Source organism: Megasphaera sp. (assembly GCF_047831605.1).
Lineage (GTDB): Bacteria > Bacillota > Negativicutes > Veillonellales > Megasphaeraceae > Megasphaera > Megasphaera intestinihominis.
In genome coordinates, this window is record NZ_CP181255.1 from 63,758 (window position 1) to 78,577 (window position 14,820).

Sequence of the window (14,820 nt, forward strand, 5' to 3'; positions counted from 1 at the left end):
CGTGGCCTTTTTGGCCTGTCAGGTGCCGACCAGCGGAAGGCGCAAGACGGTTGCCAAAACGGACAGCAGAGGCTGGACGCCTTGTTCAGGACGTCCCCTACGAAGGCCCCACTTGGGGCCTTTTTTACGAGCTGAGGTTCACTCGAGGCGATGTCGTCATTCTGAGTTTGTTGCCGCAAAGCGGCATTTTGAGTCCGAGGCGAACTGCGAACTGCGGGGCCGTTAGGCCAATTCACAGAATAGTGGACAATGTGGCTATTTCCCTTTATAATATAAATACTTATAGCTATTCTATGAGGTTAGCTGAAAAGGGGGATTTCATCGATGAATTTTAGAAGTACACGATCTGACGAATGTGTTTCGCCGTCTTATGCGCTCCTGCATGGACTGGCTGCGGACGGAGGGCTCTATGTGCCGGAATCGTTCCCGGAAAAGGTCCTGTCCTATAAAGAACTGGCTGGCAAGTCTTATCAGGAGATTGCTGAAGCCGTATTGTCCCATTTCTTTACGAATTTCACGGCAGAAGAACGGAAGCAGATGATTGCTTCGGCTTATAATGATATGACCTTCCGCGATGACCGCATCGTACCGCTCCATTCCATCGATACGGATTTGTCCATTGCCGAATTGTTCCACGGCCGGACGTTGGCCTTCAAGGACCTGGCATTGTCCTTGTTCCCGTATTTACTGACGGCTGCCAAGAAGCAGGAAAAAGAGGACCGGGATATCCTCATCCTGACGGCGACCAGCGGTGATACGGGCAAAGCCGCCCTGGAAGGCTTCAAGGACGTGGCCGGTACGAATATCATGGTCTTTTATCCCAGCGAAGGCGTCAGCCCCATGCAGAAGCAGCAGATGCAGAAGCAGGAAGGGAATAACGTCAAGGTATCGGCCATTTATGGCAATTTCGATGACGCCCAGAGCTTTTTGAAACGCGTCTTTACCAGTGCTGAAGTCAACGCCTATGCCAACGACAAGGGCGTCCTCTTCTCCAGCGCCAATTCCATCAACATCGGCCGCTTGTTCCCGCAGGTCGCCTATTACGTATCGACGTATGTCTCCCTCGTCGATAACGGCGCCATCAGCGAAGGCGAAACGTTCGATGTCATCGTCCCGACGGGGAACTTCGGCAATATCCTGGCTGGCTATTTTGCCAAGAAGATGGGCGTGCCTATCGGCAAGTTGATTTGCGCATCTAACCAGAACAAGGTCCTGGCCGACTTCTTTGAAACCGGCGTCTATGACATGAACCGCGACTTCTACACGACGTCGAGCCCGTCCATGGACATCCTCTTGTCGAGCAATTTTGAACGCTTCTTGTTCTACGTCGCCAAAGAAGATGCCGCCAAAGTGGCCCAGTGGGAAAAGGACCTCCTGGAAACGGGGAAGATGAGCGTATCGGCTGACGAATTGAAGACGCTGCGCCAGGAATTTGAAGGCGGCTGGATTGACGACGATGAAACGAAAGCCGTCATCAACCACGTCTACAATGATTTCGGCTATCTCCTCGACCCGCACACGGCCGTCGCTTACGGCGTCGGCATGAACCGCCATCGCCAGGGCCTCGACGAAGGCCGCCACACGGTCATCATGGCAACGGCTCATCCCTACAAGTTCCCGCCGGTCATCTGCGAAGCCCTGGCCCTGCGTCAGAGCGATGATCCCTTTGACATGCTGGCCGACATCAGCAGTGTCACGGGCATCGCCCTGCCCAAGCCTTTGGCTGACCTCAAGAATAAACCGGTCCGCTTCAGCGACTCCATCGACAAGGAAGATATGAAGAAAGCCGTCTTGTCCTTCGTCGACGCCATTGCGGCCAAGCACTAGGAAAGAGGCTTTGATTTGAGTAGAGGTGTCATTTACGCAATCTTATCGGCTTTGGCCTTCAGTATCCAGAATGTCATCGTAAAAGAATTATCCTATACGACGAGCACTGGAGAAATCGCGTTCTTCCGCGGTTTCCTCAGTGCCCTTCTGATATTAGGGCTCATGCGCATCCAACACGTACATCTGTCGAAGCGGGATATACCGACGCTGACTTTGCGCGGCGTCCTCGGCGGTATCGGCATGATCTGCATTTTCTATGCCCTGCGCGGGATGCCCCTGGCCGATGTATCCATCATTTCCCAGTTGTCGGCGTTCTTCGTCATGCTCTTCGCGGCGATTTTCCTCAAAGAAGTCCTGCCGCCTGGGTCGAAGCTGCCCCTCCTGGTCATCTTCATCGGCGGCTGCCTCGTCGTCCGGCCCTGGAACTTTTCGTCATTCAACGTCTATTCCCTGTTCGCCCTGGGGCAGGCCGTCTTTGCGGCCGGTGCCTATACGACAGTCAGCAAGCTCACCGGGTCCGGACGCCACCATCCTTATGAAGTGGTCCTGTACTTTTTGGTCTGTGCAGCTCTGTCGGGCATCGTCCTCATGGCCCTGACTGATGGCTTTGTCATGCCGGCTCACGGCGACTGGATCTATTACGGCGGCCTGGCCCTGTTCAGCGTCATCGCCCAAATCTGGATGACCAATGCCTATGCAACGGCCAACCCGGTTGTCGTCAGCTTTGTTTCTTATATCGGCGTCTTCTTCAACGCCCTTTGGGGCTTCGTCATCTTTGGCGAAATCCTCACCGGCTTGACCGTCGCCGGCGGTGTACTCATTATCGGCGGTTCCATGTACCTGACCAAGCTCAAGCACGATAAGATTGCTGAAATGGCCAAGATGCAGGAACGGAAGCAGAAAGAGGCATAACATGACTACGAAACAGATTCATGAAACACACATTAAAATCGCCTTTTTTGCCATGCTGCTCATCATGCTGGCCGCTATCTATGTGGCCATCCCGGACTTTTACAGCACGGTCTGGCAGCTGTCGACGAGCGGCAATATGCAGGGGACTATCGACTACCTGCGCTCTTTCGGCGCCTGGGCCGTCCTGGTCAGCATGATCATCGATATCGTCATCAACATCGTCGGCTTTTTGCCGTCTATCTTCATTTCCACGGCCAATGGCGTCCTTTTTGGCGTTGCCGGTGGGACTGTCGTTTCCTGGGTAGCCGAAACAATCGGCGTCATCATCAGCTTTTTCTTCATGCGGACTTTGTTCCGCAACAAGGCCAAGAAGGTCATTGAAAAGAGCAAGATGCTGAGCAAGCTCGACCATTACAGTACCTGGCAGGCCATGACCCTGGCCCGGGCCGTCCCGTATTCGCCGAACGGCCTGGTCACGGCCCTGGGGGCGCTGAGCCGCATCAGCTACCGCGATTATATCCTGGGCTGTTTCATCGGCAAATTGCCGTCTGTCGCCTGTGAGGTCCTGGTCGGGCACGACTTGGTCATGATGGAAGAACATTCCCTGCGCCTGACCATCGTCCTTATCGTCATTGCCATCGTCTACGGCGGCCTGTGGTACTGGCATCGCCGTCAGCAGGCCAAGAAAGTCCTCCACAAGATCGCCGACGACCTCAAAGACGGCGAAGGCCGCAGTTAATTTCAGAAAGGATAAAGTATCATGGAAAAGGAATATAAATTAGCAGAACAATACCATTTGCAGGGCAATAACTGCATCGAATCGGTCCTCAAGACCTGTAACGACACGATGAACCTCCAGCTGCCAGACGTCGCCATCCGCATGGCTTCCGGCATGGGCGGCGGTATTGGCCGGTCGGGCTGTGTCTGTGGGGCCTTGAGCGGTGCCTGTCTGGTCATCGGCGCCCTCGTCGGCCGGCTCACACCCGATGAAAAGCCCTTGCCCGAAGTCTACAAATACACCAGTGAGTTCCATGACCGCTTCAAAGAACACTTCGGCGCCACCTGCTGCCGGGCCCTCAACACCCTCAGTTTCGGAACGCCGGAATACCGCAAGCACTGCATCAAGATTACGGCCACTGCCGCCGACATGGTCTCCGACTTCGTCGCCGAAAAAGGCTTGTTGAAGTGAGGTTAGTGGCTCGTGGTTCGTATAACAAAAAAGGGCCTGTCGCACGTAATCGTGCACAGGCTCTTTTTATGTATGCAAAAACATCATAGCTTTATGGTCGTTCTTCGTGGACGGTTTGCTCGGACTCAGAAGCGGCTTTGCCGCAATAGACTCTGGAAATCAGGCGCAGGAGCGCCAAAAGGCTCCCCTGTGAAGGGGAGCTGGCCGCCAACGGCGGTCTGAGGGATTCTTCTGAAGAGGTTGGCATCGGCCACCTGGCCCCTAGCTGGTTCGCGTGCTCCACTCCTCTTGCCGAGAGTGCCATTTGCTGGCGTGCTGAAACTCGCTGCGCTCAAACAAAGCAGCACGCCGGACGCAAATAGCACGCACGGCATCCGGCACGGCCTACCCGGACCGCGCCGGACCGAGGTCGTTCCCGCAATGTCACCCGCCAGGGGCCAGGCAGCCGTATCCATTAGGGCTGAACAAAAAAATCTGAAAAAAACAAATCCCGGACTGTAAAAAGCCCGGGATTGCGCGTAAAATAGAGTTATGACGACACTAAATACGCATGTCAATTATACAATATGGGAAGCGCCTTATCAACTATCACTTCCCTTGAATATTTCATTTCAGATTCCGGATGACGATCCCGTGCGGTTAGTGAAGCTGCTCATAGAAAGGATGGATTTATCACCGCTGTACCAGACGTATTCTCGTATCGAGAAAAATCAGGCTTCACCACGCCAGTTACTGGCCATCGTTATTTATGCCAGCATGAACCAGATTTTCAGTTCCCGTCGTATTGAATCGGCTTGCCGGAGAGATTTGAATTTTCAATATCTGCTGGAAGGGAAACCCGTTCCCGATCATGCGACTATCGCCCGTTTCCGTTCTCATCATATGGCGGCATGCAGCCGGACCTTGTTTGCCGACATGGATGCCGTCTTGGCTCAGGCCGGGGCCTTATCGCTGAAGAATTTGTTCATCGATGGGACAAAAATCGAATCTGTTGCCAATAAATACACTTTTGTCTGGAAGAAGAGTGTCACGAAACGGCAGGCCAAAGTATTAGCAAAAATTCCGGGCTTTATTCTTAAGACCCAGGAACTCTTTGGCATCCAAGTGCTCCATACACACGCTGTCCATCAGTACCATTTACGGCGGCTGTTGGGGAAATTAAAACGGCTTCAACGAGAAGGACACATCGTTTTCGTCCATGGCAAAGGCCATCGTAAGACGCCATTGCAAAAGGCCATTGAAAAAGCCAAGGATTTCCTGCATAAGACAAAAGAGTACGCCGTCCAGCTTCATTACTGCGGGGACCGGAACAGCTATGCCAAGACCGATATCGATGCCACCTTCATGCATCTGAAAGAAGACGCCATGAAAAACGGCCAGGTCAAGCCTGCATATAATGTACAATATAGCGTGGACGCTGGATTCGTTACCTGGGTCACTGTCGGACCGCAGACTTCAGATTGTACCACCCTGCTGCCTTTCCTCGAAGATTTTCGCAAGCATTTCCCTTTCCAGTATACCCGTATCATTGCAGATTCCGGCTATGAAAGCGAAGAAAATTACACGAAGCTCGCCGAACAGGGGTATGATGCTTACATCAAACCGTCCGACCATGAGCAGCGGAAAAAACGCCGTTTCAAAAAAGATATTGGCAAATTCCAGAATATGGACTATGATGCGAAAAATGATGTCTTTTATTGCCACAATCACCGTAAGCTGACCTGTGTTGGGAAAAAGACCGAAACAACCAGCACGGGATTTAAAATACGCAAAAGCCATTATGTCTGTGAGGATTGTTCGGACTGTCCCTATAAGAAAGGATGCATTCATGGCAATCGCAGCAAGAAGCCGTTGGAAAAAAGGACGAAGCAATTAGAACTTTCTAAAAGGTTCCAAGCCCAACGGGCCGAAATGGAAGCTCACATCAGTTCTCCTACAGGGAAGATGCTTCGAATGAACCGTTCCATCCAGTCTGAAGGCGCTTTTTCCGACATCAAGGCGAATCTGTCGTTCCGGCGTTTTTTGAGCCATGGAACGGAGAACGCCCTGGCAACCAGCATCATACTGGCAATGGCCCACAATGTCTTGACCTTACATCACAAGCTGCAATCCGGCAATTTCGGGACATACCTTTATTCCTTAAAAAAAGTGAAAAAGAGTGCTTGAATAACCATATACATAGCAAAGGCACACGTTTTTTGCCGACTGGATGGCCGGTCTGTTTCGTGTACCTTTTTTACGTTTAGCTAAAAAAAGAGAATAGAACGATGAAATAGAATAAAAAAAGAGAGCTGTCGCACAAAGCCGAAATGGCTTAATGCGACAGCCCCTTTTTTCGTCTGTAGGGGCTCGCACGTGGCGAGCCCGTTTCAGGATATGTTCGATTTTCCCGACATGATAAAGCGTTGGAACCATTTTTCAGGAGCGGGCGCCCCACGTGGCGCCCCTACGCATTTTTGGCGAATCACTAGCCACGAGCCACCATCTCTTACAAGAAGATGTACTTCATGACGAAGATGACGGCCAGGCAGTACATGAGGAGGGAAATCTTTTCCCGTTTGCCTGTGAGCAGGTTGATGACGACATACGAGATGATGCCGAAGGAGATGCCTTCGGAGATGCTGTAGCAGAAGGGCATCGCGATGATGGTGATGTATGCCGGGATGGATTCGCTGAAGTCGTCGAAGTCGATGCCGGCGACGGACGTCAGCATGAGGAAGCCGACGATGACCAGGGCCGGTGCCGTGGCAAAGGCCGGGATGGCCATGAAGAACGGCGACAGGAAGAGGGACAGGGCGAAGAGGACAGCGACGCAGACTGCCGTCAGGCCCGTGCGGCCGCCTTCGCTGACGCCAGTAGCGCTTTCGACGAAGGTCGTCGTCGTACTGGTGCCGATGACAGCGCCGACCGTCGTGGCGACAGCGTCGGCCAGGAGGGCGCCTTTGATGTGCGGCAGGCGGCCCCGTTCATCGAGCATATTGGCCTTGGACGAGACGCCGATGAGCGTGCCCAGGGTATCGAAGATATCGACGAAGAGGAAGGCGAACATGACGACTAAGAAGTCCAGGCTGAAGACGCGGCTGAAGTCGAGCTGGCCGAAGATGGGGCTCAGGCTGGCCGGGGCAAAGGCAGCGGCGCCGCCGGACAGGTCGGGGATGACGCTGAACATCTTCATTTCCGGATTGGGCACGTAGAGGCCGGTCAATTCGCAAAGAATGGCCAGGATCCAGGTAAAGAGGATGCCCCAGAGGATGTTGCCGCGGACTTTCTTGACCATCAGGACGGCTGTGAAGACGATGCCGATCATGGCCAGGAGAACCGTAATGCCGACAGTGTGGAAGGTGCCCGTAGCGGCAGACTGTTTGAACGAGAACAGGGCAATCTTGGTTGCCGGGTTGGCGACGATGATCTGGGCGTTCAGCAGGCCGATGAGGGCAATGAACAGGCCGATGCCGGCAGAAACGGCTTTCTTCAAGGTCATGGGGATGGCGTTGAAGATAGCTTCGCGGACATTGGTCAAAGACAGGATGATGAAGATAACGCCTTCAAAGAAGACGGCGGCCAGGGCCATTTCCCAGGTGTAGCCCATCTGCAGGACGACCGTAAAGGCGAAAAAGGCGTTCAGGCCCATGCCCGGTGCCAGGGCGAAGGGATAGTTGGCGAAAAAGGCCATGCACAGCGTCCCGATAAGGGAAGCCAGGGCGGTTGCCGTGAGGACGGCACCTTTGTCCATGCCGGCGGCGCTCATGATGGTCGGGTTGACGGCCAGGATGTAGGCCATGGTCATGAAGGTCGTGATACCAGCCAGGATTTCCGTGCGGACCGTCGTGCCATTTTCGCTCAAGTGGAAGAAACGGTCGAGGAAGGACGGTTGGTTTTCCATAATACATTCACACTCCTTTAGTAATAAAACAAGTTGACATCCATCCGGAAATACATGAAGCCAAATAGCAGACGACGGACATCAACTGGTATCATTATTATAGGGTGTTCTGCCTTTTTGGGCAACTATTTTGTCAAAAAAAGGAAATCTATGGTACAATGAGTCCGAAAGATAAAAATCTTACGCCTTTACCGATAGGAAGGAGTACATTATGACTATGACACGGAATCTTTTGAAACGGCGTATTGCCGTAGCCCGGGGCTTGGAACCGGGGGACGTCGTCCTTAAAAACTGCCAGATCGTCGACGTCTATACACAGACCATCCGGCCTGGGGATATCGTCATCGCCGACGGCATCATCGCCGGCGTCGGCGGCCCTTATGAAGGACAGGAAGTCATCGATGCCCATGGTGCCTATGCCGCACCGGGCCTCATTGAAAGCCATATCCATATCGAATCGTCCTATGTCAGCCCGGAAGAGTTCGGCCGCCTGGTCGTCCCCCTGGGAACGACGACGATTGTCGCCGACCCGCATGAAATCGTCAACGTCTGCGGCCTGGCCGGCCTTCGTTACATGATGGAAGCCGCTGAAAAGACGGCCCTGGACGTCCGTTTCATGGTGCCGTCGTGTGTCCCGGCGACGCCTTTCGACCACAGCGGGGCCGTGCTGGAAGCAGACGACATGAAATCGCCCCTGGCCGACGACCGCGTTCTCGGTGTCGGTGAATTCATGAACTGCCCGGGCATCCTGAACGGCGATGATGCCGTCCTGGACAAGCTCGTCGCCGCCTATGAGGCGAAAAAGCCCATCGACGGCCACAGCCCCGGCGTCACTGGCAAGGACCTGCAGGCCTATGCGTCGGCCCAGATCCGGACGGACCACGAATGTTTCACCTTGGACGACGTCGAAGCGCGCCTCCAGGCCGGCATGTACGTCATGCTGCGCAACGGTTCGGCCTGCCATGACCTGCCAAATCTGGTCCGGGCCGTGACGCCGGCCAATCTGCGCCGCTTCCTGCTCTGTTCGGATGACCTCCATCTCAAGACGATCTTTGAGAAAGGCCACCTCAACGAACACCTGCGCCTCTGCGTCGCCGCCGGCCTGTCGCCGCAAGCGGCTATCACCATGGCGACCCTCAACGCCGCCGACTGCTACCACTTCGACGACCGCGGCGCCTTGGCACCGGGCAAGCGGGCGGACATCGTCCTCTTTGAAGACCTGAAGGACTTCCACGTTCTGGCGACCTTCATCGGCGGTCAGAAAGCAGCGGAAAAGGGCCAGTATCTCCTGCCCTTTACGCGGGCTGATTACAGCGCCGTCGGCAGCTCTGTCTGCATCGCCGGTTTCTCCGAAGAGAAAATGGTTATGCACTTGACGTCGGACCGGGTCCGGACTATCGACATCGTGCCCGGCGGCGTCGTCACGGAAAAAGGGGAAGCCCTCATCCATCGCGATGGCCGCGGCGATTTCGTCTACGACCCGCAGGCCGATATCGTCAAAGTTGCCGTCGTCGAACGCCATCACGGCACGGGCTGCGTCGGCCTGGGCCTGCTGCGCGGTTATGGCCTTAAACGAGGTGCCGTCGCCGTATCCGTGGCCCACGATTCACACAACATCATCGTCGCCGGCACGAACAATAGGGATATGGCCGCTGCCGTCGAGGCCCTGGAGGGCCAGAAGGGCGGCATGGCCATCGTCTTGGACAGAACGGTCCTTGCATCCATCCCGCTGCCCATTGCCGGCCTCATGAGCGACCAGCCGGCCGCCGCTGTCGATGCAGCTATGGACGAGCTCTACGCCAAGGCCCACCATATCCTGGGTGTCAGCGCTGACGTCGATGTCATCATGACGTTGTGCTTCATGAGCCTGCCCGTCATCCCCAAGCTGAAACTGCTGGACACGGGTCTCTTCGACGTCGAAGCCTTCGATTTCGTTCCCATTGAACCTTAAGGAGGTATGATTATGGATGCCAAGAAAGTTAAGTTAGTCGTCATCAAGTCTCATTGTGATCTTTATAAAGAAGGCGATGAAATCGTCTTCGACGGGCCTGTCATCGATAAAGCAAAGAGCGGCGCCCTCTGCATGACGGCCCTCCAGGCCCTTTATCCTTATGTCTTCGCCGGCCGCCAGGGTTCGCTCTGGCCGTCGGATATCCAGTGTCCCGACTGCGACGAAGGCGTCATCTTCCGCGTGGTGGAACAATGATGCATAACCCTAATAGGGCAGAACGAGAAGGTGTTGGCAAATGGCTTGACGACCGTGATATAATGAAAGGTAGAATGATAGTCGTGTGAGTGGGGAGGAATGTGAAAGTTGATACTCAGCAAAGCCTGTAAGACAAAGATGGCTGCTCTTTTCATCGGCCTCATGGCCTTGATGCCGGTGCAGGCCATTACGCAGGAAGAAATGGTCTATGACCAGGTCAGCAAATATATCCGCGGCAGCGAAGCGGCGGCCATTGCCAAGGATATCTGTGATGCATCCTATACGTATGACGTCGACCCGATCCTCGTCGCCGCCGTCTTTACGACAGAAAGCCATTTCGATAATTCTGCCGTGTCCGGCGTCGGTGCCGTCGGCATTGCCCAGCTTATGCCGTCTACAGCGGCATCACTCAAGGTCAATCCCTACAACCGCAGGGAGAACATCTTTGGCGGCGTCAAGTACCTCGGCCAGATGGTCGAACGCTACCGCACATGGGACCGGCCCTTCGTCTATGCCGAAGCGGCATATAATGCCGGACCGGGCGCCGTCGACCGGGCCCGAGGCGTGCCGCATTATACGGAGACCATGAATTATGTCCAGACCGTCGAACAGACGCGGCGGGAAATCTGGCGCCTTGCCGGTCATGAAGCCATGGCCCTGAAGCCCTACAAGCGGTCGGCCATGACCGTGACGGAAACGGAAGCACCCATTTTTCCGAGCCTGAAAGAATGGCATGAACAGCACAGTCAGAAAGCAGCCGCTGTCCAGACTAAGACTACGGTCCGGCCCAAGACGGCCCGCGTAGCCAATTCGGTCCGCAGCCCGCAGCCTGTGTCGTATTGGACGACGTCGCGGCTCTGGGACACGCGGAGCAGTAAAAAATAATATCGAGGAAGGGACCTTGCATCAGCGATTATGCGATCTCCCTTTTTTTACGGCCTGGAGCCGTAAGAAATGAAAAAAGGAGTTGTGAAATGGAAAAAGAATTGATTCACCTGGAGCACGTATCCAAGACCTATGATGGGCACAAGGTATTAGATGGCCTTGATCTGACGATTTCTGAAAATGAATTCGTGACTCTCCTCGGCCCCAGCGGCTGCGGCAAGACGACGACGCTCCGCCTCATTGCCGGTTTTGAAACGCCTGATGAAGGGCGTATCCTCTTCGATGGGGCCGATATCACCCAGCTGCCTCCGAACCGGCGTCAGGTCAATACGGTGTTCCAGAATTATTCTCTTTTTTCCCATATGGACGTGGCCGAAAACATCGCCTTCGGGCCGAAGATTCACGGCAAGTCCCGCGATTATATCCGCGATAAGATCCGTTATGCCCTGAAACTGGTCAACCTCGACGGCTACGAACACGCCAACATCGTCGACTTGTCCGGCGGCCAGCAGCAGCGCGTGGCCATCGCCCGGGCCGTCGTCAATGAGCCGCGGGTCCTGCTCCTGGACGAACCCCTGAGTGCCCTAGACCGGAAACTGCGCCGCAGCATGCAGCTGGAACTCATCAAGATCAAAGAAGAACTGGGCATTACCTTCGTCTTCGTCACTCATGACCAGGAAGAAGCCCTGAGCATGTCCGACACGGTCGTCGTCATGAACCAGGGTTATATCCAGCAGATCGGCACGCCCGAAAGCATTTACAATGAACCGGAAAACGCCTTCGTCGCCGACTTCATCGGGGACAGCAACATCGTCGACGGCCTCATGGTACACGACAAACTCGTGCGCATCGCCGACTACGACTTCGACTGTGTCGACGTCGGCTTCGGGACCCACCGCCCTGTCGACGTCCATATCCGGCCGGAAGATATGGAACTGCAGCCGCCTCGCGACGGCGGTTTCAACGGCGTCGTCACCAAGACGATTTTTGAAGGCATGACCTATAACCTCACTATCCAGGCGCGGGGGATCGAGTGGCTGGTCAAATCGACGAAGCACTATCAGCCCGGCGACGAAGTCAGCCTCTGGGTGGACCCCTTCAATATCCAGATCATGAATAAACCGGAATCGGAAGACGAAAGGGCGATGGAAAATGATTAATTCAGCAGCGATCCGCAACCTCTTTGCCGCGCCCTTCCTCATCTGGGCGGTCTTATTTATCTTCTGTCCCGTCGTGGCCATCGCCTGGTACGGCCTGACCGATGCCCACGGCGCCTTTACCCTGGCCAATATCAGCCTCATCGCCCACTGGGAGTACCTGAAGGCCCTGGAACTATCCATCGTCCTGGCCCTCATCAGCACGGTCATCTGCCTGGTCGTGGCTTATCCGCTCTGCCTTATCCTGACGGAAAAGAAGCGGGGGAAGGGCTCGCTCCTGTTCCTGCTCTTCGTCCTGCCCATGTGGATGAACTCCCTGTTGACGACCATGGCCTGGCAGACGATCCTGGAAAAGAACGGTATCCTCAACCAGTTCCTGCGCCTCTTGTCCCTGCCTGACGTGAGCCTCATCAACACGCCGGCGGCCATCGTCATCGGCATGATTTACAACTTCCTTCCCTATATGATCCTGCCCCTCTACGTCGCTCTGAGCAAGATCAACGGCAACGTCATCGCCGCGGCCCGCGACTTAGGGGCCAATTCCTGGCAGACCTTCACCAAGGTCATCCTGCCCTTGTCCCTGCCCGGCGCCATCAGCGGCATCACCATGGTCTTCATCCCGTCGCTGACGACGTTCTTCATCAGCGGCCTCTTAGGGGGCAATAAGATTCTGCTCATCGGCAACATCGTCGAACAGGAATTCACCATGGCCTATGACTGGCATCTGGGCAGCGGCCTGTCTCTGGTGCTCATGGTCTTCATCATCGTCAACATGGTCGTGACGGCTTATTTCGACCGCAGCGAAGGGCAGGTGAAGAAGTGATGGAAAAAGTGAAGAAACTCTACGTCGCCCTGGTCGTCCTCTTCCTCTACGCGCCCATCGGCGTCCTCGTGGCCCAGTCCTTCAACGCCAGCCGTTACCGCGGCCACTGGACAGGCTTTACCCTGCAATGGTACGGCGAGTTATTCCAGAATGAAGGCATCTTTGACGCCTTGCAAAATACCATTACCATCGGTCTCTCGTCGGCGGCCATCGCCACCGTCCTGGGTCTTCTCACCTGCATGGCCCTGCGCGGCATGGGTCGCAAACAGCGGTCGGTCTATCTCGGCGTGGCTAGTATGCCGCTGCTCAATGCGGACATCGTCACCGGGATTTCCCTGATGCTCCTCTTTTTAGGCATGGGCCTGCGCCTGGGCTACGGTTCGATTCTCATGGCCCACGTCGTCTTCAACCTGCCGTACGTCATCTTGTGCATCATGCCCCAGTTCCTGTCGCTGGACCGCAGCTGTTATGATGCCGCCCGCGACCTGGGCGCGACGCCGTTCGTCGCATTCCGCCGCGTCGTCCTGCCGGAACTGCGGCCCAGTCTCCTGGCAGGCTTCATGCTGGCCTTCACCATGTCGGCCGACGACTTCATCATTACGCACTTCACCAAAGGGGCCGGCATCGATACGCTGCCGACGGAAATCTATGCCGAATTGAAATTGGGCATCCATCCGGAAATGTATGCCCTTTCGACGCTCGTATTCGTCTTTGTCCTGGTCTTCGCCGTCCTGCTCATCGTCAACCGCCGGCGCCTGGCCCTGGGTCGGAACTGGTAGGAAAGGGGAAACGCTATGAAATATATCCGCATGATTCTCCTCGGTCTCTGCTGTATCCTGGCCCTGAGCGGCTGTGGCTTCTTTGACAGCGAAGAAGACGGGGACAACGTGGTCTATGTCTATAACTGGGGCGATTACGTCGACCCGGATACGCTCAAGCAGTTCGAAGAAGAAACGGGCATCCGCGTCGTCATGGACGAATTCGATACCAACGAGAGCATGTATCCCCTGGTCGCGGCCGGCGCCGAACGCTATGACGTCATCTGCCCGTCGGACTACATGATCCAGAAGATGATCCACAATGATCTTTTGCAGCCTCTCGATTATTCCCAGCTGCCCAACGCCCGCCAGTACGTAGGCAAACAGTTCTGGACCCAGTCCGAGTCCTTTGACCCGGGCAACCGCTATGCCGTCCCTTATTGCTGGGGCACCGTCGGCATCGTCTACAATCGGACCATGGTCGATGAACCTGTCGACAGCTGGTCCATCCTTTGGAACGAGAAATATAAGAATGAAATCATCATGCAGGACTCGCCGCGCGATTCCTTCATGGTCGCCTTGAAGCGTCTGGGCTATTCCCTGAACACGACGGATCCTCAGCAGATCAAAGAAGCGCGGGATATGCTCATCGCCCAGAAACCCCTGGTCCAGGCCTATGGCATCGATGACGTCAAGGACAAGCTCGTCTCCGGCGAAGCGGCCATGGGCGTCGTCTTTTCCGGTGAAGCCCTGCGCATGATCCTGGAAAACAGGAACCTGGAATACGTCATCCCCAAAGAAGGGACCAACCTCTGGATTGACTCGTGGGTCATCCCCAAGAATGCCGAACACGTCGAAAATGCCCATAAATTCATCGACTTCATGAGCCGTCCCGACATCGCCCTGAAGAACTTCGAGTACCTGACCTATTCGACGCCGAATACGGCCGTCCCGGCCATGGAAGAAGACGAAGACTATAAAGATAACCCCGTCGTCTTCCCGCCGGAAGAAGCTTATGCCGGCCAGGAAACGTACAAATACCTGGGCGAAGAAGGGGACAAGCGCTATAACGACGAATGGATCCAGGTCAAGGTCTGGTGATTTTTTAGGATAAATGCTTTTCAAGAATACAAATGTGTAGTATAATGAGTACAAGTTCAGAATGAGACCAAAGAAGGAA

At 55.1% G+C, this 14,820-nt stretch carries 13 protein-coding genes; 12 read left to right on the forward strand and 1 reads right to left on the reverse strand.

What is annotated here, in order from left to right:
* Nucleotides 1-324 precede the first annotated feature (324 nt).
* From thrC to ACFWUB_RS00350, 5 genes are all read left to right on the forward strand, one after another.
* Nucleotides 325-1,827, forward strand: a complete 1,503-nt coding sequence (gene thrC, locus ACFWUB_RS00330) for a threonine synthase (protein WP_302491336.1) — start codon at nt 325-327, stop codon at nt 1,825-1,827.
* Between the two features lie 15 nt (nt 1,828-1,842).
* Nucleotides 1,843-2,739, forward strand: a complete 897-nt coding sequence (locus ACFWUB_RS00335; RefSeq protein WP_337563836.1) for a DMT family transporter — start codon at nt 1,843-1,845, stop codon at nt 2,737-2,739.
* Nucleotide 2,740: 1 nt separating this feature from the next.
* Nucleotides 2,741-3,478 (forward strand): TVP38/TMEM64 family protein, encoded by a 738-nt coding sequence (locus ACFWUB_RS00340; protein ID WP_292261398.1) that lies wholly within the window; start codon nt 2,741-2,743, stop codon nt 3,476-3,478.
* A gap of 21 nt (nt 3,479-3,499) precedes the next feature.
* Nucleotides 3,500-3,928, forward strand: coding sequence for a C-GCAxxG-C-C family protein (locus ACFWUB_RS00345; protein WP_292261397.1), 429 nt, complete (start codon nt 3,500-3,502; stop codon nt 3,926-3,928).
* Between the two features lie 531 nt (nt 3,929-4,459).
* Nucleotides 4,460-6,094, forward strand: a complete 1,635-nt coding sequence (locus ACFWUB_RS00350; RefSeq protein ID WP_416183988.1) for an IS1182 family transposase — start codon at nt 4,460-4,462, stop codon at nt 6,092-6,094.
* A gap of 322 nt (nt 6,095-6,416) precedes the next feature.
* Here ACFWUB_RS00350 and ACFWUB_RS00355 read toward each other — a convergent pair whose 3' ends face one another.
* A complete protein-coding gene (locus ACFWUB_RS00355; protein WP_302681173.1) occupies nt 6,417-7,811 on the reverse strand; it encodes an NCS2 family permease in 1,395 nt (464 codons plus the stop codon).
* A 217-nt stretch (nt 7,812-8,028) separates the two neighbouring features.
* On the opposite strand from ACFWUB_RS00355, the gene ade reads away from it, so the two are divergent.
* The 7 genes from ade to ACFWUB_RS00390 all read left to right on the forward strand — a co-directional run bounded on the left by ade (nt 8,029) and on the right by ACFWUB_RS00390 (nt 14,741).
* Nucleotides 8,029-9,762: an adenine deaminase gene (ade, locus tag ACFWUB_RS00360; RefSeq protein WP_416183989.1), complete on the forward strand. Its 1,734-nt coding sequence runs from the start codon at nt 8,029-8,031 to the stop codon at nt 9,760-9,762.
* 12 nt (nt 9,763-9,774) lie between these two features.
* Nucleotides 9,775-10,017, forward strand: a complete 243-nt coding sequence (locus tag ACFWUB_RS00365) for a TIGR04076 family protein (RefSeq protein WP_020311639.1) — start codon at nt 9,775-9,777, stop codon at nt 10,015-10,017.
* A gap of 108 nt (nt 10,018-10,125) precedes the next feature.
* Nucleotides 10,126-10,902: a lytic transglycosylase domain-containing protein gene (locus ACFWUB_RS00370; RefSeq protein WP_292282473.1), complete on the forward strand. Its 777-nt coding sequence runs from the start codon at nt 10,126-10,128 to the stop codon at nt 10,900-10,902.
* Between the two features lie 89 nt (nt 10,903-10,991).
* Nucleotides 10,992-12,062 carry an ABC transporter ATP-binding protein gene (locus ACFWUB_RS00375; protein WP_020311641.1) on the forward strand — a complete coding sequence of 357 codons (1,071 nt, stop codon included), beginning with the start codon at nt 10,992-10,994 and terminating at the stop codon, nt 12,060-12,062.
* Nucleotides 12,055-12,882 carry an ABC transporter permease gene (locus ACFWUB_RS00380; RefSeq protein WP_020311642.1) on the forward strand — a complete coding sequence of 276 codons (828 nt, stop codon included), beginning with the start codon at nt 12,055-12,057 and terminating at the stop codon, nt 12,880-12,882. Before ACFWUB_RS00375 ends, ACFWUB_RS00380 begins: the two co-directional genes overlap by 8 nt.
* Nucleotides 12,882-13,661 carry an ABC transporter permease gene (locus tag ACFWUB_RS00385; RefSeq protein ID WP_020311643.1) on the forward strand — a complete coding sequence of 260 codons (780 nt, stop codon included), beginning with the start codon at nt 12,882-12,884 and terminating at the stop codon, nt 13,659-13,661. Before ACFWUB_RS00380 ends, ACFWUB_RS00385 begins: the two co-directional genes overlap by 1 nt.
* Nucleotides 13,662-13,676: 15 nt before the next feature.
* Nucleotides 13,677-14,741 (forward strand): ABC transporter substrate-binding protein, encoded by a 1,065-nt coding sequence (locus tag ACFWUB_RS00390; RefSeq protein WP_020311644.1) that lies wholly within the window; start codon nt 13,677-13,679, stop codon nt 14,739-14,741.
* Nucleotides 14,742-14,820: the final 79 nt, after the last annotated feature.

Coding starts and splice junctions, on each gene's coding strand:
- ACFWUB_RS00375 (WP_020311641.1), top strand. CDS start 10,992: ATGGAAAAAGAATTGATTCACCTGGAGCACGTATCCAAGACCTATGAT.
- ACFWUB_RS00340 (WP_292261398.1), top strand. CDS start 2,741: ATGACTACGAAACAGATTCATGAAACACACATTAAAATCGCCTTTTTT.
- ACFWUB_RS00365 (WP_020311639.1), top strand. CDS start 9,775: ATGGATGCCAAGAAAGTTAAGTTAGTCGTCATCAAGTCTCATTGTGAT.
- thrC (WP_302491336.1), top strand. CDS start 325: ATGAATTTTAGAAGTACACGATCTGACGAATGTGTTTCGCCGTCTTAT.
- ACFWUB_RS00385 (WP_020311643.1), top strand. CDS start 12,882: ATGGAAAAAGTGAAGAAACTCTACGTCGCCCTGGTCGTCCTCTTCCTC.
- ade (WP_416183989.1), top strand. CDS start 8,029: ATGACACGGAATCTTTTGAAACGGCGTATTGCCGTAGCCCGGGGCTTG.
- ACFWUB_RS00390 (WP_020311644.1), top strand. CDS start 13,677: ATGAAATATATCCGCATGATTCTCCTCGGTCTCTGCTGTATCCTGGCC.
- ACFWUB_RS00350 (WP_416183988.1), top strand. CDS start 4,460: ATGACGACACTAAATACGCATGTCAATTATACAATATGGGAAGCGCCT.
- ACFWUB_RS00345 (WP_292261397.1), top strand. CDS start 3,500: ATGGAAAAGGAATATAAATTAGCAGAACAATACCATTTGCAGGGCAAT.
- ACFWUB_RS00380 (WP_020311642.1), top strand. CDS start 12,055: ATGATTAATTCAGCAGCGATCCGCAACCTCTTTGCCGCGCCCTTCCTC.
- ACFWUB_RS00355 (WP_302681173.1), bottom strand. CDS start 7,811: ATGGAAAACCAACCGTCCTTCCTCGACCGTTTCTTCCACTTGAGCGAA.